We start from the raw sequence: 21,416 nt of genomic DNA, 5'->3' as shown, positions 1-21,416 counted from the left end.
GCGAAGGACCGGGCGATGAGGCCTCGCTAGGCTTCGCCGCCGGGAAACCGTACCGAATGTTTTGTCCGCCAACCCTTCCGCCCTGGCTGCTAAGAGCGTAGCGGTGCACGCTGTACGGTCGACTCGGGGGCCGTCGCGATGTTAGAGCTGCACGGTGGTAGCGACTTAGCGTACGGTGAAGCCAATGCCAGAGGGTGCCTGCTGAGTTACGACGACAACGTGATGGGCGTTCTGTGTAGGCTCACAGGCCCACACGTCGACCGCGTCGATCGGAAGCTCCTGTGACGGTATGACGATGCGCGCTAAACCGCAGGAGGCGATAGGCATCCACTCAACTGTGTGATCGCGTACCTTAGTACCGTGGCCGCGAGCGGCCCGAGGAACGTTGTCGTCGGCAGTGCGTAGAGGCTGAGTACACCGAATGCGCCGAACGGCACAACCGGGCCGTGGCTCCGACCGATGCTCCAGCGGATACACCGAATACGTACGGGTCGGTGAGCATGCTGTACGCCGTAGCTTGTGCCGCTACGCCGATGGCGGACAAGGTCGTGTCGACCAGTGTTGCGCTGAGTATCCGTGGGATGTGGGAGTCGATAACGATGTGATACAGGATCCGGTCCCGAGCTGCGATGGTGCCGAGGGCGACGCCAACCCATATCGTCCTGAGGAGTGCTGACAGCAGCAGCGCGAATGCTACCGCCACTCATCGTGTTCTCCCCAATACCCGCGTGTCGTCCTTCAGTCGTGAGACAGGCCAAAGACACGCACAATGGGCCTATTTTGCCGCACCATTGGGGTTCTTCTGAGCCGATTAGCGAACCGCCTTAGCCACGGGGTGGCCACGCTCGCCGATATTCAGACTCCCGGACATGTGTACTCATAATTGAGAACTGGTGACAGCGGCCAGTGTAGCGGAAGTTCGCCCAGTTAACATCGTCGGGTATGTAGTGCACTACTCGCGTCCAGTCAAGTGGTTCGGCTATCTCGTCGGGCAAAAGCCCGGCTATGTTCGGTGGTTGGCACTGACTAGGGCTTACCAACCCTCGGTGAACGTCCGCAGCTGCAACACTTGGCTGGGATCCAGCGGAGGATGCACGGTCTTGAGAGCTTCCGCCAGGTCGGCAGTGTAATATGGAACGCCGCATCGCGGTGAGGGCAGCCTTCCGCAGCAGTGCTGCACAGTCGGCAGCGTTGTAGCCGTCGAGTTCGGTTACCACGTCGACGAGGTAGATTTCGGTGCTGAGCGTTATTGATTTCCTTGCAGTGCACAGGATTTCGTGATGCGCGGCAGCGTAGAGCAGTTAGCTAAACACCAGTCGTTCTAGCCGGTCCGGCCATAGTAGTGTTGGGTCGATCAGATCGGGTCGGTTGGTGACGCCCAGTACCACAACGTCACTCAGTGGGTCGATGCCGTAGAGTTTGGTCAGCAGCGCGGTTACTACACGATCGGTGACCCCCGAGTCGAAGTTCTGACCGCAGCGACGCGCCGATGTGTCGGTTTCATTGAGGAACACTAGTGACGGTCCGGAGTCGTGAGCACGCAGGAATAATGCACGGATCGTCTTCTCCGAACTGCCGATCCACTTGTCCATCAGCTCGGAGCCTTTGACGGCGTGCACGCTCAAATGCACGGTGCTGGCCAGCGTGCGAATCACGAAGGTTTTGCCACAGTCTAGCGGGCTGCACAGTAACACCCCACGCGGAGGGTCGGCGGCCCAACCGGGCGAAGGTGCTAGAACGCTGCGACGGCTGCAGCACCGCTTCGGTCAGTGCCTGTTGGACATCGGCCATGTTGCCATCATCCTCCAGAATAACGATTATTAATCGTTAGCCTTTAGCTGGCTGAGTGAGACAACGGCCAGATGACACTGAGCGCACTGGTACGATCGCCTTGGTTGAGTGTGGGTGGGTACCTATCGATACTGGTGCGCGACGCGGCCAGCAGTGCTTCTTTGCGTAACAGCTTAACTAGGCAGGAAACAATTAAAAACTTTGTAAAACAATCAATTTCGTTGAAATTTAGATTGCCAACAGATGCCGGCTTCAGTAGTGTTTGTAGGAGTGCCCTGCGGGTGGCATCGTTGGGCAGCGACAAGCCCAGCTCGAGGGCGCGCAGCTGCGTATCGAGCTAGCCGAGGCACGCTGAGGTGGCAATCGACGCAACGCTGTCGGTGGTTACTGCAGTGTGTGCAGCTCAGCGATGATACGGGTGACGGCTGGCTTAATACTGGCCGGCAGTGCTGCGTCGATATCGGTTACGAGCAGCACGTCGCCACTATCGTGCGCCGCTGTAACCACTTTAGCAACGATCTTGAGGTGGTCTTTGGTGATCAGTGTGTCGACCTCTGGGCCGTCAAGCTCGATCAGCTTGCGGTGCGCGCGCACCGCGCGGACCAGTGTCGCTTTGCCGACATCGACCGGATTTGGCATCAGCACACCCAAATTCGCTGCATTGTCAAGGATTTTCAGCAGGTGCCGCTCGTCGATGGCAAGCTTGAGCCATTCGGTTATCTTGTCGACTTGCACCTGCATATCCTTGAGGTCGTCGATTTGGAATGTGGGGTTTGTGGCGCTGGACCGGTTCCCGTGAGAGCGTCCCGACCCGAGCGGAAAGGGGATGCTGGTACCCCAGGTGAACAGCAAGTTCGACTGTACGCTGACCGGTTTGTCGGGGTCCATGCCGGTGATGGTGAGCAGCTCGAGGTCCAGCTGATGCCGACCGTCACCGCCAGTGCGTGAGTGGTGGCTGACGTTGAGGTATCGAGGCTCAGGGCACGGGGTACCAGTAACACCACGTCACCGACGGTCATCACTTTGCTCAGCAAGTTCTGGCGCAGGGTGACCGACGGAACTGATTGGGTGGTCAGTGACGAGCCGCTCAGCGTGACCGACCGCGCGTCGTAAACGGTGACCGCGCTTACGATTACCGGAGTACCCTCGCGCAGCCCAGGATTAAACAACGTCACTTCGTCAAATACCGTGGCGCCAATCATGGTGTTTTGGCTAGTCAGCGTCGTCATTGCTGCCGTGGTCTGCTAACGTACTCTAACGATATCGTATCTCATTGCCGGGTGCCAAGTGCAGCAATGGTATTCGGGTGTAAACGGATGACGTCGTGGCGGGAGTCGACGGCAGGGGTGTTGAGCCGGGCAGTGAGTGCGAGTTGCGGGTTCGAGTCCTACGACGTCGAACCGGGCTGGGTCATGTTAGCCGCCGGCTCGGTTTCCGTAGCCCTAGCCGCGCCATCGACCGACGGTTCGGACGTGCCCGACGGGTCGCACGCCGCGCGGCGCGGCGCTGCTTGGGTTTGTCGTCCCATACCTCAGGGTGCGCGGCAAGCCAGCGCTGGTTGCGGATTGCGAACGGGATGTGGCAGAGGTAGGCGAGGATAATCATCCAGATCAATAGGTAGGGGGACAGCACTGCAGCTGCCGCGAAGATCGCCAGCATCGCCAGCAACACGGCCGCGTAGTTCGGCGGCACGGACACGGCGTGCATCTTTTTCATCGGGATTCGACTGACCAGGAGCATCGACGTCCCTGCCACCCAGACGCAGAGGAACCAGGTGGACGTCCACCAGCCATCATCGAACTGCAACTTCAGGGTAAGCAGACCGATCACTGATACCGCCCCCGCCGGAGCTGGCATCCCGACGAAGAATTCGTGCGCGTAGGCGGGCTGGGTCCCATCGTCGAGTAGCGCGTTGAACCTTGCCAACCGCAGTACCACGCACACTGCGTACAGAAGCACCGCTACCCAACCGACGGGTGCCGTCGACAACATCGTCGCGTAGAGCACCACCGCGGGCGCCACCCCGAAGTTCACCGCGTCGGCTAGCGAATCGATTTCTTCGCCCATCCGTGACTCGGCGTCCAGGATCCGCGCGACCCGGCCATCTAGTCCGTCGAGGATGGCGGCTGCGGCGATCAGTGCTATCGCAGCCTTTGGCTGGTGCTCTAGGGCGAACCTGATCGAGGTTAACCCCGCGCAGATAGATAGCACTGTCATCGAGCTGGGCAGAATCTGCAGGTTTACCGATCTCCTGCTCCGGGGCTTGCTGGTCATGGCAGGTCAGCCAGCACAGTCTCGCCGGCGACCGCACGTTGGCCCACCTGGACAACTGGCTCGGTATCCGGTGGCAGGTAAGTATCCAGCCGGGAGCCGAATCGGATCAATCCGTAGGTGTCGCCGATCGTCAACTTGTCGCCCAGGCGCGTGTCGCACACGATTCGTCGCGCCAGTAGGCCCGCGATCTGCACCACCGTCACCTCAGCGCCACTGGCCGTGCGGATGCGGACACTGGTGCGTTCGTTCGTGGTGCTCGCCGCGGTAAGATCGGCTGATACAAAGCGGCCCGGCTGGTGTTGTACGGCTATCACCTCGCCGCTGACAGGAGCTCGCTGCACGTGCGCGTCTAAGAGCGACAGGAAAATGCTGACCCGCGGCAGTAGCAGGTCGCCCATGTTGAGTTCCGCGGGCGGCGAGGCGGAGTCGATCACGCAGACCACGCCGTCGGCGGGGGCGACGACGACACCGGCGCGGGTGGGTGGCACTCGTGGCGGATGACGGAAGAACGCTGCGCAGGCACCGGCTGCCAGCAACCCCGTACGGCGTAGCCAGCGCAATTTACGCCCGGTTACGGCCTGCCCCACCGCCCCGGCCGAAGCCACCGCTAGGCCAGCAAAGATGAACGGGTGCCCGGCAGGGTGAGCCGGGGGAACGGCGGAGCGCACCAACTCCAGCAGGTGCGCAGGGCCTTCCTTCCAGGATTCGGCGCGGAGGCGTCTTGCCACCCGTTCATTTTACGGAGCCGCAATGCCCGGCGACGTTACCGGAGGTCGCAGACTTGCAGTTGAGTCCTGGTTGACACCTCCACGAAATCTATTGGGATCTCCAGCAAGATCATTGGCCCGATGCCGGCCACCGTAAGTAGTGGTACGGCTAGTGGGCCGTGACTGGTAACGGTGTCGACTCCATCTACCTCATCTTCGGCGGAATGGAGCAGTGCGCGTCGGAACTGCCGCCTGCCGTGCGGTGAGCTCAGCGCCTCGTTAAGCACCGCGGGTCGGTGTGGTCGCTCCAGGATCCGTCTTAGGAGCATGGCTCTTCACAGTGCGGGATTTCTAGACGGGTGAACTTTCAAAAGGACGCCAGTGCGCTGGCCGGGTTGTCGGGCAGCGTGACAGTCGGGTTGGTGGTCACCCGTCCGATACCCTGCGGCATTCTTGGTTGCATCGCGACCTTGACGAATTCGACATCCTTGGTAGCCGTGCCGGCCGAACGCGTCTTTGACGACCGTTATAGGCGCCGAAGCTGACTTTTCCGGTAGTGATGGATCAGATCGACGTGGTTTTAAGTGCCGGCGTAACGATCCAGAATCGTGCTGAACTGCGCGACGTCATCGCCGACGGTGGCGGTGGCGACCACGGTCGCGCCAGCGTCGCGAACGGCTCCAGCCAGCATGATTGAGTTAGGTTCCTAGATCTGCACCGACTGTAGTGCGAGGTGCTCGGCGACACCAGCTCGGACCCTGTGGAGATCACCAGCACCCGCTGTCGCGGGATCCCGTTGAGTTCGGCCGTACCCAGCGCCGCGATCAAATCAGGCACGGCAGATGTCACCAGCTGACCCGCCCGAAGCACGGCACTGCCGAGGGCAACATCTTTGCCAGCCGTCCGAATATGCTGACCGTGCTTGGCGTTCCACAGGATTGTCATTAACTGTAGCCCGCCTACGGTGTCTTCGACCGGTACGATGGCTTTCGCCGGTATCGGGGCGCCGGTCATGATCCGATGTGCGGTATCGGGTTGCAACGTGAATTGATCGGTGTGTGTGGCGAGAATGTTTTCGGCGACCGGCAGCAGCACCGGGCATTCGGGTGTTGCACCCGCAGTGTCCTTGGCACGCACCGCATAGCAATTTAGCGCCGAGTTGTCAAAAAACTGGCAGTGAAAGTTGCGTGACCGCGTTGTCAACCAGGGCCAGTCTGAGGGCCTCGTTCAGCGACATCATGACCACCGGACAGGAACTGATTATTTCCGTTACGACACGCTGATGATCTTCAATTGACCGTACTCGGTCATGATCGGCCTCGCAATGAGGCGTGCGGACCAGGTGTCAGATCGGATAGCTAACGCCGGTGAGTTCCTCGGAGACTGTCCACAGCCGTCGTTGCAAATCCTTGTCGTGCGACCGTGCGCTGGATGTGACGACTTTGGGATGTCCGCGTTGCTCGGCAAAACCGTCGGGTCCATAGTATTGGCCGCCCTCGACGGCCGGATCAGTGGCGGCCCGTAGCGTCGGCAACGCGCCCATCTCCGGGCTCTGGAAGAGTAACGGGTTCAACAGGTTGGCGGCGGACCGGATGGTCGCAGGTAGGTTGCGGATGAGTTCGGTGTTGGAGCTACCGGGGTGCGCGGCAACGGCGATGGTCTTCGCATCAGACCAGTCCGCCAGCCGGCGTTGCAGCTCGTAGGTGAACAGCAGGTTGGCCAATTTGGATTGCCCGTAGGCAGCGACCCGAGCATAGCGACGTTCCCGCTGCAGATCATCGAAGTGGATTGCGGCTCGCAGCCGGTGACCGAGGCTGCTCACGGTCACTACCCGCGAGCTGCGCACCGGCAGTAACCGGTCGAGCACCAGTCCGGTTAGCGCGAAATGACCGAGATGATTGGTGCCAAACTGCATTTCGAAACCATCCGCAGTGACCTGCTTCGGCGTCCACATCACCCCGGCGTTGTTGATCAGCAAGTCGATGCGCGGGTAGGCGGCGCGCAGCGCGTCCGCGGCAGCCCGCACCGAATCCAGTGAGCTTAGGTCGAGCTCCTGCAGTGTGACGTCGGCGCTCGGGCAGGCGGCAACCATGCGTGCCAGCGCGGTGTTGCCTTTCGCAAGATTGCGCACCGCTAACACGACGTGCGCCCCGCGGTCGACGAGCATGCAGGCCGTGTAGTACCCGATGCCTGTGTTGGCGCCGGTGACGATAGCAACGCGGCCGTTTTGATCCGGGATATCGGCCTCTGACCATTTGCGGGCCTGGGCGTTGAGGGTCATGGGCACAACATACTCGCCTGGAATCGGTCGCTGCGGGGTACGGGACAGTGGTCAGCATAATCACGCCTAGGCTTGTTTTTAGCGGCTTTAGCTAGTGGCCTCGTGGATGTACTGGCCGATCTGGCGCGACGACCTGGAGGACATGTACTTGTCCGGTCTACATGCGGATCTCGGCCGGCACCCTGACGGCCGTCAGTTGCGTCGCGGTTGACTGTGCATCGTGCAGTAGCAACTCAGCTCCGGATATGTGAATCAGTATGCCTGGCAGACCCGGTGCTATGTGGTCCAGCGGCTCGTAGAATTCCTCGGGCGTGCCGCCGGCGTTGTTCTTCGCAGCTGAGTTGGCAACCCACGGGTCCAATGCATCGAACGCATTCGGCGGGAACAGTGCGTCGGTCTTGGCGTTGGGGTGTGTCTGTTTGTCTTCTGTTGCCAGCTGCAGTAGTGATGAGATCGTGGCCAGCGCCGCTGGTTTCTCGCCTAAATTTCCTTTAGCCGCTGGGAAAGCGTCGGCGCGAGATATTTACCTGCTGGCGTAATCGCCGGCCAGCATGATCTGCTCTGGATCGTAATCTAACTGTTGTAGATACTGGTAGCTATCGTGGTAGTAATCGAGCGCCATTCTGATTGAGTGTGTGAGCAGAAGCTGATAGTTGATCAACAAAAATTGGGGAGTAAGCGAACTTCGATAGTGCCTCGACAATTCGACTATGCTAGTTTGGCCCACACCCCAGAAACGCGCTGCTATGCAATGTAAATACCACCTGCCCGGGCCGTCCATGGGACGCACCCTAGCCGTGCGTACCAGCTGCACTGACACGTTATGCAAGTTACTTTGGCCTAAGCCGTGTTCGCGATTCGGGCGCAACACGCGGGCAGCATGGTCGATCAACTGAAACGGCCACGGCGGATACGGGACGTAGCTGCTGATCGTTATAATTGGCCGGCTAGCACGCGGCGGCCTGCACGACTAACTTGGTATCGTTGACCGACTGGCAACGCTTCCAGAAAGCGAGGTCAGTGTCCCAATGACGGACGCCGTATTGCGCGCATAGACATTCATCGCCTCGACGTTGTCGGCCCAGAACTGCTGTTATTTGCATTCAAGCTCTTCGATCCAGTGAGCGTGTCTCTAAATGTATTTGGTTGTACCCGAACAGCCGCGATTGCTTAAAGCGGTTAGTGGTGATCACGCTCGGGCGCACTATCGTTTCAAGCGTTGTCTAGATGGGCTTCCGTGACGTGCTAGACCTGGCAGATGGTCGCTGTGGCGATTTTGCGACAGTTCAACAACTAAGCTTGATCCTGGGCGGCCTACTGGGTCATCAGCGTCATCGCTGGACCCGTTCATGTCCCTGCCAGTATTCTTAGCTCTTCACCAGGATCTTTCGCGGCATGATGCAGCTCAAGCGCCGCCCTATACCCACTTAAGAGTGGTCACTCTTATAGAGCATTGAGTCAATGCCCGGACCGGAATGCCGCCTGGCGATGTTAACCTTTGGCGATGACGCTATCTCATCAGACAAAGTTCTTTGTTCCTGTCGGCTCGTAACGACTGCTGGTGTCGACACCTGTTGTGCTGGTATACGGTCGGCAATGACATCAGCCCATCTGCTCGATGTTGGTGGTCTCGGCAGTTGAATACGTATCTACAGCGTTCGACACACTGCCTGTAAAACAGGTTAAAAATCACTGCGACCCGAGCGCTGACTTTGCTATAGCCTGCCCTCTCCTGTGTGGCGCACTTCTGTCCCGGTAGCTTCTAATGCCTTGCCTGATACGTTCGGATGATTACCCTGAGATGGATAAGGCATTGCACCAGTGGATTGGCCAAATTTGACCACCGCAATAACTCTTTCTCGGGCGACAAGGCCACCATGTCAACGGTACGATGTTTTTAACCGACACTGACAGTCTAAATATCCGTTTACTCAAGTGCAATAGCCAACAGCTATCAAGTTATGTTATCTTGCTTTAACTACGGGGGACAGGTTAAGACTGCACGGTTGGCTCGAAGCGGTGAGGCGAGCGGATGACCAGTACGGCGTCAGTGGGTGTGTCGTCGAGCGTGGCATAGGTGTGGGGGATATCGCTAGCTCCAGGTGGCCGGGTCGCTCGCGGCTAGCTCCACCTCATTCACCGGCGCGCCTGACGGTCGCTTGCCCCAAGGTCATCAACACGTGCTCGACGATACCGCGTCCGTGCGGTGTGGAACGGTGCTGAGCACCGGTTCCCGGTGTCAAGCGATACACTTTGACGATGCCATGTTCGGCTACGGTGACGTCGGGCAGGCTGGCGGCGATTCCGGCTACAGTGATTGCCCATCCCGGGGCAGTCGTTAAGGAGCGTTGGTAGCGGCAGCCTCTGTACATCGGTGACTGCATAGAGTATCCCCAGCGTCGAGTTGCGCGTGCCATTCTCTCTCTCTCTCTCTCCGAGAGAGACTCCTCTATGCCGATGCTCGCCGCAGCCACCAGTGCGGCAAGCGTAAAGGCTGCTTGTCTGTGGCTCGGCACGTACCCGGGCGGCCCACCAAGACTGACATCTCGTCCACGTCCTTGCCATACCTAAGGATTCTTGAAACAGAACGTTGGGAACTAAAATTCTCAAATAAAAAATATGTTTGCGGAACGCAAGTTAAACCGATTCATGCAGAGTCTAGCATCGCGCTAGGAGGCTACACGAATGCATTCGTCGTCGTTTTGGACGGCCTGCAGGCGGTGAGAGTCCCTTTGATCAGGTCACCGCGGGGTTGACGGCGGTGTGCCGCACCCTCGAGCTCGGAACGCTGTGGTTGAGCCGGCGACACCGGCTGCCGCTCACCACCGCCTAGTCGACGCCCGGTGTTGTGGTCCTGTCAGCACTGGTGCTGTAGAGGGGCGGCTAGCCGGCCGCGGTCTGAGCGTTTTTTGCTTGTCAGTGCCCTGCTGCTGGCCGGCGTGTGGACGCGGATGAGTACGCTGATCACCGAGGTCTTGGCACAGATTACCCAGGCGATGCTCGCCGGTGTTGTGTTATAGTTGTGTCTGACCCTGCTCCGTGGCCTGGCCGCGCACCTGTTGGAGATGGCGCCTATCCTGTTGACCTGGCTGGCGTTCACCGGATTCGCTCCACGATGGACGGTGCCGACGGCCTTCGTGGCCACGTTAGGCATGACTGCTCTCACCCACCGCCCCACCCTTTCGAGGCCGTCGCTCCCGTGTCTGGACGACCCCGCAAATGACGCAAATGAGTTTAGGAGGCGGCGGTCGGTATCGCACTAAACTCTACTATATCTTCTATCTTCACGATGGGGGCCCAGAACGTGCCCAGTATTGTGATTATAGGCTCCTATGGCTACCAATGTACCGTGGTGGGAATCAATGGCGGTAACCGCGCTCGGTACGCTAATCGCCGTGGTGTTCGATGGGGCACGTGATTAGCTTGTCCACCATTAGCCCGGCCGTTCCGATCTCTCCGGAGGCACATCGTGATCCGGCGTGGTGGTAACCGGCCACGACGGCCTTCGGCTTTGTCTGCCTGATGCTTGCCGCGTTAATCACGCGCATCTCCACAGCACCCGTCGAGGTGATTAACGCAGTGGCCGGACTCAAGCTACGCGGCACTCTGGGTTCGTCGCTGGTAGCAGCTATGTCTGACCCGACGGACCTCATGGGGCGGGCCCCAGCAGCGATTACGTTAGTTGTGGCCGTATCGGCGGTAAGCCCGACTGATGTGGGCGCCACATTCTGGGCACTGAATACAGGCCTCATATTGTTCACGCAATGCTGCGACAGGCCCGGAGCCTGAACCCGGAGGCTATGACGGGCCGTCCTGTCGAAGTAGATTCGACGTCTGACTGCTCCGAGGCTGGAGCTTAATTTTAATTTCTGAGTCGGTTGCGCACAGGATCCGCCAGCTACTGGACCCAAGTAGTTGTCCATGCCGGACGGACTACTCGCAGCGTTCGTTGTCGATCATAGCCGCCAACGTAGCGAACAGCATCAAGATGGAGGTGGCGGTGTCGGCCTCGTTGTGGCAGCCGTGCAATCCGCCGGGAAGAACGTGGAGAAATTTAGCCCTGCTGAGCATCCTTCCAGTTACGGCCATCGTAAAGTTTCATCGTCTCGGACGAAACAAAGTAAGGTTTCCGGAATGGTGTGGTCCGGGTTCATCATCAGCCGGGGCGATATCGACTCGGTACAGGCTGTAGTTGCCGCCGGCGGCCTGTTGGTCGGCCAAGTTAGTGGTCCCTGACTCCGGAGGCGTGCAACTTGGCGTTGAGCGGGTCACTGGTGTCATTGACAAGGGTTTGCGCGCGGCGTGGTAGTCCTCCCAGGGGTGTTCTTGCACTCGGCATAGGCGAGTGCTAAAAATGACGTTGGCACTCGCGACCGGCGAGTGCTAGGTCGGGACGGTGAGACCCAGCCAGGAAGTTGGGGTCGTCCGTCGCGGGCACTGCACCCGGCCAGCATAAGTAACGGGGTTGTCGTCATTCGGTAACTCTAAGTTTCATTCCCAATCCGGAGGAATAACTTCGCAATGGCTAAGACAATTGCGTACGACGAAGAGGCCCGTCGTGGTCTCGAGCGGGGCCTGAACAGCCTCGCCGACGCGGTAAGGGTGACGTTGGGTCCCAAGGGCCGCAACGTCGTCCTAGAGAAGAAGTGGGGTGCTCCCACGATCACCAACGATGGTGTGTCCATCGCCAAGGAGATCGAGCTGGAGGACCCGTACGAGAAGATCGGTGCCGAGCTAGTCAAAGAAGTCGCCAAGAAGACCGACGACGTCGCCGGTGATGGCACCACTACGGCTACTGTGCTGGCTCAGGCGCTGGTTAAAGAGGGCCTGCGCAACGTCGCGGCTGGCGCCAACCCGCTGGGCCTCAAGCGCGGCATCGAAAAGGCCGTCGAGAAAATCACCGAGACCCTGCTTAAGGGTGCTAAGGAGGTCGAAACCAAGGACCAAATTGCGGCCACTGCAGCGATTTCGGCGGGTGACCAGTCGATCGGCGACCTGATCGCCGAGGCGATGGACAAGGTTGGCAACGAGGGCGTCATCACTGTCGAGGAGTCCAACACTTTCGGCCTGCAGCTCGAGCTCACCGAAGGTATGCGGTTTGACAAGGGCTACATCTCGGGTTACTTCGTCACTGACGCTGAGCGTCAGGAAGCTGTCCTGGAGGATCCTTATATCCTGCTGGTCAGCTCCAAGGTGTCTACCGTCAAGGATTTGCTGCCGCTGCTGGAAAAGGTCATCGGGGCTGGCAAGCCGCTGCTGGTCATCGCTGAAGATGTCGAGGGCGAGGCGCTGTCCACCCTGGTCGTCAACAAAATCCGCGGCACTTTCAAGTCGGTGGCGGTCAAGGCTCCTGGTTTTGGGGACCGTCGCAAGGCGATGCTGCAGGATATGGCTATCCTCACTGGCGGTCAGGTCATCAGTGAGGAGGTCGGCCTTACGTTGGAGAACGCTGACCTGTCGCTGTTGGGCAAGGCCCGCAAGGTGGTCATTACCAAGGACGAGACCACCCTCGTCGAGGGTGCCGGTGATACCAACGCTATCGCCGGGCGGGTGACCCAGATCCGCACCGAGATCGAGAACAGCGACTCCGACTATGACCGTGAGAAATTGCAGGAGCGGCTAGCCAAGCTGGCTGGCGGTGTTGCGGTGATCAAGGCCGGTGCTGCCACCGAGGTGGAGCTCAAGGAGCGCAAGCACCGTATTGAGGATGCGGTCCGCAACGCCAAGGCGGCTGTGGAAGAGGGTATCGTTGCCGGCGGTGGTGTGGCCTTGTTGCAGGCAGCTCCGACCTTGGACAAGCTGAAACTGAGCGGTGACGAGGCGACCGGCACCAACATCGTCAAGGTGGCGTTAGAAGCTCCGCTGAAGCAGATCGCTTTCAACTCCGGGCTGGAGGCCGGCGTGGTGGCCGAAAAGGTGCGCAACCTTCCGGCAGGCCACGGCCTGAACGCCGCTACCGGTGACTACGAGGACCTGCTCAAGGCCGGTGTTGCCGACCCGGTGAAGGTGACTCGTTCTGCACTGCAGAACGCGGCTTCCATCGCTGGTCTGTTCCTAACCACGGAGGCCGTCGTCGCCGAGAAACCGGAGAAGCCGGCTGCTCCGGCGGGCGATCCGACCGGCGGTATGGGTGGTATGGACTTTTAAATCCCAGTCCAAGCACGAAAGAGCCCGGTCCCCTTTATTTTGAGACCGGGCTCTTTCGTGCGCGTAGGCGGGTTAGGTCTGAAGTGAGAACAGCACGCAGTCGTGCTTGTGGTCTTTGGCGGTTTCGGTAAGGTCAGGTTCGGCTTCGCGGTGCAGTAGCCGAGCGAGTCAGTCGGAACGATACCGTACCGGGCGGTCTCGTTGTCGGGGTTCGCCTCGGCGTGGCCGTCGACGATCAGTGAGTACTTGCTGGGCTCGGGCGGAGGCCACAGCAGCGTGACGACGTTGCTGTGTTGGGTGAAGTTTGCGTGGGGGTGCCCGCCGATCAAGCTGACATCGATCACTATTCCGGGCACCTCGAGGCTCCCAGGGTCTTCGGTAAGGATGCACAGCGTCGGTTCGACCGTCACAGTGTGCACGGTGCACGCCATAGCCGTTATCGACGGCGATCAGATAGGTGAAGGGGCAGTGGGTAAGAACTGTAGCTAGCCACTTAAATTCTATCTTAAACCCGACAAGAAAAAGAGACGCGAAACGATGGTCAAGCTCATCGTATCCGTACGCTACGCAGTCCCCAAGACGCTCAGGGAGGTTATAACCCTCGGACAGATCTTGAAAAGAATGTCACTCTCTTCGACCGACCAAAAGCTATCAACGGACGACTCGAACACTTCCAAGGCTCCGCCCTCGGGTTCCGCAACCTCACCCATTACATCGCCAGATCACTACTGGACACCGACAGCCTCAGACCCCGACTACATCCCCAAATGTATATATAGAGTCTCATAAAGTGTGACCTAGTCCTGCTCGGACAAGACGGAGCCGACAGCGCGATAGCGGAGAGCTAGTATAGCGTATGTCACCACGGTTCTCATGACCTGCTGCGGCTGAGGCAACCGGAGTTCATCGTCGCGACTGTTGCCTGCCTTGGCTTAGACCATGTCCGACATTGCATTGCCAAGTAACACAACGACGTATTGCCAGTACAGCCAATCAGCCACGGCCGGACGCAGAGCTTGCGCATCGGCCGCACTATACGCCTGGTGCAGTGCGATCTCTCTGGCGTGGGTAGCGTAGGTGCGGAACGCCTTCAGGTGTGCAACCTCGCGGCCAGCGGCGGTGCTAGTCATGAACTTCATCAGGTCGAACCACATCATGGTTCGCCTATCTTCTGGTGGATTGGCATCAGCCGGAGCCGGGGGCAACAGATCAAGCAAACGCACATCACTGGTGTCTGCCAGCCGAGTCGCCATCTCTGGATCCACCACTTCCAGCCGAGACCGGCCAATCATTCTACCGCTCTCGGGGATATCATCCCGCTCTAGCATGATCTTGGCTGCGCCAGGATCAGAGTCAGCTAACTGCTCTTTAGTACCGATTACCGCCCGCAACTTGGTCGCGTAATGGGTCGCCCAGTCCTGGACAGCCATTACTGGGTAGGTAGCAGAACGAGCCCGCTCTTCGGCAGGGATCGCATCATCAGCGCTGGCCATATACACTGCGTTCGGTAACTCCACCCCGCTGGGGATATAGGCCAGCCCGTAGCTGTTGGCCACCACGATCTTTCTGTCAGTGGTCACCGCGGTTATCCAGAAGAATCCGAAGTCACCCAGACCAGGACTGTCAGACGCGTTTAGCGCAGCTAGTATACGTCGTGCCAACACGACTGGATCAGACTTAGCGCTGCGACGAGTGGCTGCGGTCGCAGCGTCGCGCGCGGCCCGCACCGCCGAAACCGGGACCGATACGGCCGCCGCCAAATCAGACGTCTCGGCGTCATGCGTGTCGTTCCTCAGCGCCGCATGACGGGTGAGACGCGTCGACACGTGCTCAGTACTTGGCACCACTACCGTTGACTTGATCGATCCCAACGGCGCCCGGCCAACTCCACCACGCTGGGTCGCGTTCGATGCCGTGGCCGAACCCGCATCCAAGCCTCCGCCCGATTTCGAGCCGCCACCACCCATCGACGGGGCTGGTGCCGACGCCAACCTCGCTGCGGGTACACCTACTCCACTAGCTGCGGTGCGCGCCACCTCGGTTGATGTATCTGATGTGTCGTCTGCTCCTGCCCCAGATTGCAGTTGATGGTCGACATGCTTACCCGAAACTGGCGCATCGGTCGTCGCCGCCACCGGTTTCATATAAGCAGCATCGTACCCAGAGGTGTCTGGCGTCATAGGATGAGATTTTCCAAGGTCCGCCGGCATTAAGAGCTGACTAGGTGAAGGAGATGGGCTTGGGACTGGCTGGGTGCCAGGTGCCGAAAACGGCATGTTGGGTGCTAAGTGTGGCGGTGCCACGAGAGCTGACGTCAGCGTCACCGGGACCGGAGTTACCGGCGTAGGTGTTACAGGTCTGACTGGGGGCGGTGTAACCGGGATGCCGAGCTTGCTCGGGATTACCGGCGAAACTGGCATTGGGATGAAAGATACAGAGGTTGATTTCAGTATGTTCAGCGTAGTGCCCGGGGTCTCGACCACCAGCATCGGTACGTCTGGGTGCGGCGATTTCTGATCAAGCAATTCTTTCAAGGCACTATTCGGCGGTTTCCAGTTCTTGGATGCCAAGACTCGTTCAGCGGCGTCGGAAACCACGCTGACATTGGCCACATATGTCGAGTTGACCAATTGATTAATTACAGTGGCACGCTCGTCAGCGTTCATCTTAGCGTCATTCTCTAGGACTATGATATCTCTATGGGCCTCGTCGACATTATTTCCGATATCCGACTTAGCTTGCGCAATTAACCCAGCGATATGCCTATGCCAGGTAATCGCCGTTGTGAGATAATCCTGCAACATCATTAATTGATTGACATTCATGCCGAGCGCGCCGCTGGCGGCATTGGCGGCACCACCTGACCAAATACCGCTGTCGAAGACTAGGCTCTTCTGATACCGAGTTGTCTCCAAAACATCGGTGACCTTCCACAAAACCTGGCTGAACTCTTGTGCTCGGTCATAGAAGGTGTCTTCATTGGCATCTGGCCACCCACCTGGATCGAGCATCCGCTCGGCATACTCACCCGTTGGCCTTAAAATACCCAACTGTATATTCACCTCCCAGCAACTCGCCCGACCACATCGATCACGTCTATCGACGAACCCCATACCACGATGTCCGGTTGGCTGAGCATCTATCGACGTCCGGAGTAATCTCGCGTTAAATTGGCACACGTGTTGCACAGCTTGAACCATCGGTCAAGGTGTTACCTCCCAAATACGCTGGCGGCCGCTCGGTGTGGATATCGCGCAGATCATACAATTATTAAGCGTAACCAACATTAAGGGCAGCCAACTGCGGCATTTAGCAATCAAAGCGGCGACCTTCTCATACCGCGGTTGTCACTGTGTAACCATAAACGTGCAAAGCCACCAGCGACGGAGTGTCTGCTCACACCACCATGGTTGGACCGTAACCAATTCGTACTCAACGGCCAATAAATGGCCTGCCGATACCGCACCATGACAACTAACTAATCACCAATATCCAGCAATGTCGCTGAAATGCATACTACACCGCTAGACCTTTGCCGTCACAACAAGGCGTTAAGCTAACGGCGGTTCACTGATCGCACGGGAGAGGGCGGACAACTTTGTGGCGAGCTGCTCCCCCGCGACTTCGTTGTAGGCGGTTGCCGCGCCCTGCGCATTCTGTAAAGCTTCGTTGATCCGAGCGGCGACTACTTCGTGGCCCAGCTCACGCAAAGCGCCACTTTCGATACGAATGCCAGTTAGCCACTGATATCCATTGATCGTTACTTCGACGGTCTTTTCTCGATCCGAGGCTTTGAAAACTCCGTCGTTCATTCGGTTGAACTGTCCGTCCAAGGCCGACTGAAATTGCCCTAGCAGAGCTAATGTCCGAGCTTGCGTCGGGTCCAAATCCATTATTTTAACTCCTTGCTGTCTCGGCGACGGCGATTACCGATGACGGCCTCAGTCCACGCCCGATCCTCGGTGTAAAGCGCTTCGTCGTCTTGCTGAGTTCCCTTAGTTTTGGAACTTCCGTACCCCGCACCATAAGCGCCCATCGGCATTCCCATACCACCGCCACCTACCGCACCGACGGTGGAGCCAGCACCACGACCCACCTCTGCGACATCGGACGTTGCAGCGGGCCGCGCCGAGTCCGCGTAGACCTTGGGCACTAGCGGCGACACCGAAGCACCTCCTATTCCACCGCCGCTGAACGACATCGGCTTCATCCCGGCACTTGCTGCCGCCGGCGCATGCGCCACATCGTGTACAGCATTTGTCGACTGTACGCCCGTGGCAGTCGGCACAGAACCACTAGACTCACTCATGGAAGACGAAGACATCGTGGGCGGCATCATGGGCAGCGTAAGGCTACCGCCGGTACCGCTCTTCAAATTTTTCATCACATAACTGGGTATCAGACTCTGTTGGCTCGAGTCTGGCGGCAAATCGATTTTGACTGCGACGGCAGGTTTCGGTGGCTGCACTGCCTCGAGGATACAGCTGCTGCTGTACTGGGACAGGACGTCATCAGACTTTTGCTGGTAGATCGCATAGGTCTGCATGAGTTGCTGTCTGACGTTCTGGTCAGTGGTCGAATTGTATTTCGCTTCGAGTGCCTGTATGTCATATAGCTTCGGGTGGTTTACATAGGCCGTGCGCTGCGAATCCGCTACGAAGTCACCCTGCTTAGCCATCGCGACACTCGTTTTCGCCATCCGATCCAACCATTCACTTTGTTGCTCCATTGAAACCGTAACCGCGGCCGCCGCGTCACCTGTCCAATCCCGGAAGGGCCGGAAAAGCTTTTTCATTTCTTGCAACTTAAGGTTATACTTAATCCAGGCATCCCTAAAGCTTGCGGCTGATGCCCCTTGGTCTGGCTGTTCGATTTGGGTGGCCGCCGTTTTAAGGTCGATGAAATCAGGTCTGCCTAATTTCACGGTCGGAGTACCGCCTAACGCGACCACACTCCCATTCTCTGTCCCGGCCGAATGAGCCGACACGGAACCTTGGCCGTCGTTGTTCATGACTTGCGCCGAATCCTCATCAACCTCCCCATAAGCCTTGGCCGCGTTCCGCATGGACTGCGCCAGCTTCTGCCACTCCTGATAGCCTGCCGCAAGGTAGATCCGCATGTTGTAGGCGTTCAAATTGAGTTGTTGAGCCGCGTTGACTGCGACCTGAAGAGCGCACGCGTTGGCAACTATGTTGGTGGGTGCTGCCGTCATCGCTGACTCTATCTCGGCGGCCCTCGCCAGGATTTCGGTCTGCTCCACCGTCATTGTCTGTGATTGTGTCATGTCGCATCAGCCTCCTTACTGCTACAAAGCATTATCGTCGCTAAAGTCGGTGGTTCTCGCACTAAAATTCTTAGAGCTACCGCGTCATACCTGGTGCAGCGTTAGCTCACCTGGCTTGAGCCACTTTTTCGGTGATCGTCATAGCCATGGACCTTGAACTAGGGGTTTCCGGTGGTGGCGGATAGCACAATGTACGTACTAACTGAAGCCCTTTAGTGTGCGATGGCGGTGTATGTGTGCACTGTGATGACTACCTCAGGAACAACGGCGGTACCGATCGTGTAGTCCTCGCGGAAGAGACCTCGCTAGATCGAGCATTTCGGATCGGCACATAACCAGGCTCGATTGAAGGCACTGAAAGCAGTGACCCAACGCCTGGCTGCCAGCCAGCAGAATCTGGATCCTGAGCACACGGGTATCCGGCGACAACAGATTCCTAGAAATCGTGTCCTCTTGCTTGCAACACTCACGAGAGATGTTGTGCCATGCCCACCGAATACTCAGCTTTGAAGTCACCACCGATGGTGATGGGGGCGTTCCGTGATTTGCTTACTGCACGGATCATCAAACCGATTAGCAGAGTCGGGGCGCCGCACGTGCTTTCCGACACCAATGTGGATTTCCCCGCTTACGGACGCTCAAGCAACACTCACCAATATTCACCAAACCTGAACTTCGAAAATCTATTTCGGATTTCCGGGTGTCACACGGACATCTGGGACTGTCCTGGTGCTTTAAGACGTCGGCACACTCGACAGAACAGGATCTCAGTTCAGTTCGAAGAAAAGACCTACGAAAAGCATTGCGGTCCTGCGTTAAGACGTTGATCGTCATCAAAATCGCAAGCATATATCTGATAGCTTAACTTCGAGACGAGGAATCCAGGTAGTCCCATTACCCTTGCAGAGCAATAGTTTGGTGTAGCCTGCCTTAGACAGTAGTCCCGGTAGTGTTGGCTTGATAGACGCATATGCAACTGTGCCTAGTGATGGCTTCGCCACACCAACAACGTCCGCGATGCTAACCGACACATGAAAGTTGTTAGGTTTTACGTTACCGACCTCGTTGAAAAAGTGGAATTAGAATATCTTTATGTGTCCGTAAACCTCGAGACGTTGAAGATGGTGGCTTTCGCGTTGGCGGAGATTGCTACTGACATGAAGGGGTTCGGTGTTGCAACGTACCCCGCAACGACACATGTTCAGCACCCGGGTAGGCACGTAGTGCCGGAATCGGCAGTAGCATACTTTGCTCGGCACGCAACACAGTGTCACAAAAATCTATCAAGCCTCGGCAACCTTTGAGGGGTATACAGTCGATTTGGGACTTAACTGCCGCAGCATATTCGAGCACCGAAGCAAACAGCGCCAAAACCGCTCAATCAACCTAGATGACGCCAATGTCCACACCGCAAACACTGACACGTGCAACAATAATCATTTCCAGCTATAAAAAATATAAAGATGCTCTACAACGAACCATCACCGCAGAGCAACTCTGACGATTCACTCTCTAGTTGGACACACATGTACAGCAAACTTCCATCAGAGAAGAACTCTGGCAATATGTATATATGACCCTGATAGTGATTCGCTACTAACCGCAATGTGACTGTCGAGCAGCTTGGGACCAGGACTGAAGCACATAGTTGACTCGCTCAAAAACTGACGTACGGAACCGGGAAACGTCTGGTCGAGTCCAACCGCGACACGGATAGCCGAAGCGGCCGAATAGTAGCTCCAGCGCTTCGCAACCTAGGTTGGACAGGAAACCAAACAGAACAACAACGTCAGCGGACGCAGCAGGTGGCGACGAACAAGATCGGGCAATACGCTGCGGAGATCACGGAACTCGATGAGATGTATGACCAGTACACGGCTACAGACGTCGAGGCGATGCAGTGCTGTGAACAGAGCGTGCATGATGTGCTGAGGGCATTGCTTTCGCGGGATGAGCCGCCAAAAGTGAATGTTGGGCTCATGATTGAGGTCGCCTGGCATGATCAATAGAACAGTATCTCGTTCAACAGCCAAGAATAAAACCTCCGAAAAGCATTGTGTGCCTTCACTAAATGTTGACCTTACTCGAAACCGCAAAAATAGATTCGATGACCCGACTTTATCGATTGATCCACGAGATCTGTACCCGTGTTGTTGGTACACGGTTTTGAGAGTCGAGGGCAGGGTAACCATCAGGAGGTCACATGCCCAGTACGTACTTATCATCGGTGCGCCGGTAATTGTTGCTTGATTGCGACCGAGTAAAACGGTTGTCGCAGTAACGGCCGAAATCGGGGATCTGCCAGACCACGCTTTCCCAGTAGATTAAGGTCAAGTGTTAATCGACGCCAGGGTCATCGATGGCACTCCAAGCGTCAAGAGAGACGAACCTGACACCTGCCCGCAATGGGATTGCTTAGCTTGAAGCTAAGCTGGGGTTGCCCTGGGATTCCTCCCAGCTCTTCGATACATAGGAGATGATACTTCCGGAACGCCGGCACGTGATCGCTGAAAGGCTGATCAAATAACAATATACAGCACGATCCTCCTGCCAAGTAACAGGATTGGCACGTTCTCTGTTGCGATATTATCGACGACAGCCCGGGTCGGACGGCGAGATCTGGCTCCTTAACTATGGCCGACACCATCACCGAGATCCACCAACGCTTCCGCAACGTGTGTAGTCGTCGACATGTCCGCACCGCTCTGCTAGCCGACTATGGCATGAACACAACCGTAAATTGGTCACAAAGCGATCGTGTCCAAGCGAGGTCTCTACGGACTACCACGACCAGGACGTTGCATAGATACACCCCACGGACCTGATCACTCGGCAGTTCACCATGACTCACCCAACGAGCTGTGATGTACCGCCATCACCGAGCATCCCGCATGCGACGGCAAATTAGGCCACTGTGCCATCTTGGGTTGCT

At 57.7% G+C, this 21,416-nt stretch carries 15 protein-coding genes and 2 pseudogenes; 4 read left to right on the top strand and 13 right to left on the bottom strand.

The features are described 5' to 3' along the window. Positions 1-165: 165 nt before the first annotated feature. From MUBE_RS15325 to MUBE_RS16570, 9 genes and pseudogenes are all read right to left on the bottom strand, one after another. Positions 166-327 (bottom strand): hypothetical protein, encoded by a 162-nt coding sequence (locus MUBE_RS15325; RefSeq protein WP_165849621.1) that lies wholly within the window; start codon positions 325-327, stop codon positions 166-168. 25 nt (positions 328-352) lie between these two features. After that, the gene (locus MUBE_RS01255) at positions 353-703 is read right to left on the bottom strand and encodes an iron chelate uptake ABC transporter family permease subunit (protein ID WP_116539164.1); all 351 of its coding nucleotides are present in this window, start codon (positions 701-703) and stop codon (positions 353-355) included. Between the two features lie 330 nt (positions 704-1,033). After that, a pseudogene (locus MUBE_RS01250) lies at positions 1,034-3,109 on the bottom strand (AAA family ATPase). Positions 3,110-3,201: 92 nt separating this feature from the next. Then, positions 3,202-4,065: a CDP-diacylglycerol--serine O-phosphatidyltransferase gene (pssA, locus tag MUBE_RS01245; protein ID WP_116539163.1), complete on the bottom strand. Its 864-nt coding sequence runs from the start codon at positions 4,063-4,065 to the stop codon at positions 3,202-3,204. Then, positions 4,062-4,793, bottom strand: coding sequence for a phosphatidylserine decarboxylase (locus tag MUBE_RS01240; RefSeq protein WP_116539162.1), 732 nt, complete (start codon positions 4,791-4,793; stop codon positions 4,062-4,064). The genes pssA and MUBE_RS01240 overlap by 4 nt, the downstream gene beginning before the upstream one ends. 35 nt (positions 4,794-4,828) lie before the next feature. After that, positions 4,829-6,114: pseudogene (locus MUBE_RS01235) on the bottom strand (molybdopterin molybdotransferase MoeA). Between the two features lie 3 nt (positions 6,115-6,117). Then, positions 6,118-7,053 carry an SDR family NAD(P)-dependent oxidoreductase gene (locus MUBE_RS01230; protein ID WP_116539161.1) on the bottom strand — a complete coding sequence of 312 codons (936 nt, stop codon included), beginning with the start codon at positions 7,051-7,053 and terminating at the stop codon, positions 6,118-6,120. Between the two features lie 2,132 nt (positions 7,054-9,185). Next, positions 9,186-9,470: a hypothetical protein gene (locus MUBE_RS01220; protein ID WP_133297012.1), complete on the bottom strand. Its 285-nt coding sequence runs from the start codon at positions 9,468-9,470 to the stop codon at positions 9,186-9,188. 969 nt (positions 9,471-10,439) lie between these two features. Beyond that, complete coding sequence (locus tag MUBE_RS16570) at positions 10,440-10,706, bottom strand: hypothetical protein (protein WP_243632713.1); 267 nt, start codon at positions 10,704-10,706, stop codon at positions 10,440-10,442. On the opposite strand from MUBE_RS16570, the gene MUBE_RS19640 reads away from it, so the two are divergent. The 3 genes from MUBE_RS19640 to groL all read left to right on the top strand — a co-directional run bounded on the left by MUBE_RS19640 (position 10,621) and on the right by groL (position 13,200). Then, positions 10,621-10,842 (top strand): benzoate/H(+) symporter BenE family transporter, encoded by a 222-nt coding sequence (locus MUBE_RS19640; protein ID WP_424399011.1) that lies wholly within the window; start codon positions 10,621-10,623, stop codon positions 10,840-10,842. The genes MUBE_RS16570 and MUBE_RS19640 overlap by 86 nt on opposite strands. A gap of 132 nt (positions 10,843-10,974) precedes the next feature. Further along, complete coding sequence (locus MUBE_RS01210; protein ID WP_116539158.1) at positions 10,975-11,289, top strand: hypothetical protein; 315 nt, start codon at positions 10,975-10,977, stop codon at positions 11,287-11,289. Positions 11,290-11,574: 285 nt separating this feature from the next. Continuing rightward, positions 11,575-13,200 carry a chaperonin GroEL gene (gene groL, locus MUBE_RS01205; protein WP_116539157.1) on the top strand — a complete coding sequence of 542 codons (1,626 nt, stop codon included), beginning with the start codon at positions 11,575-11,577 and terminating at the stop codon, positions 13,198-13,200. On the opposite strand, the gene MUBE_RS01200 is transcribed toward groL, so the two are convergent. The 4 genes from MUBE_RS01200 to espB all read right to left on the bottom strand — a co-directional run bounded on the left by MUBE_RS01200 (position 13,197) and on the right by espB (position 18,484). After that, entirely contained in the window at positions 13,197-13,631 is a 435-nt protein-coding gene (locus MUBE_RS01200; RefSeq protein WP_424399004.1) for a hypothetical protein, read from the bottom strand. The two genes, groL and MUBE_RS01200, sit on opposite strands and share 4 nt — an antisense overlap. Positions 13,632-14,132: 501 nt before the next feature. Then, positions 14,133-16,250, bottom strand: coding sequence for a secretion protein EspK (locus MUBE_RS01195; protein WP_116539296.1), 2,118 nt, complete (start codon positions 16,248-16,250; stop codon positions 14,133-14,135). A 501-nt stretch (positions 16,251-16,751) separates the two neighbouring features. Beyond that, complete coding sequence (locus tag MUBE_RS01190; RefSeq protein ID WP_116539156.1) at positions 16,752-17,093, bottom strand: YbaB/EbfC family nucleoid-associated protein; 342 nt, start codon at positions 17,091-17,093, stop codon at positions 16,752-16,754. Further along, a complete protein-coding gene (espB, locus tag MUBE_RS01185) occupies positions 17,093-18,484 on the bottom strand; it encodes an EspB family ESX-1 secretion system-associated protein (RefSeq protein WP_116539155.1) in 1,392 nt (463 codons plus the stop codon). Before espB ends, MUBE_RS01190 begins: the two co-directional genes overlap by 1 nt. 1,805 nt (positions 18,485-20,289) lie before the next feature. Between espB and MUBE_RS01175 the strand changes: the two genes are divergently transcribed. Further along, positions 20,290-20,493 (top strand): hypothetical protein, encoded by a 204-nt coding sequence (locus MUBE_RS01175; RefSeq protein WP_116539153.1) that lies wholly within the window; start codon positions 20,290-20,292, stop codon positions 20,491-20,493. The last annotated feature ends 923 nt before the right edge of the window (positions 20,494-21,416 follow it).

Source organism: Mycobacterium uberis, assembly GCF_003408705.1.
In the GTDB taxonomy this organism is placed as follows: Bacteria; Actinomycetota; Actinomycetes; order Mycobacteriales; family Mycobacteriaceae; genus Mycobacterium; species Mycobacterium uberis.
This window is presented reverse-complemented; position numbering and strand designations above follow the sequence as displayed.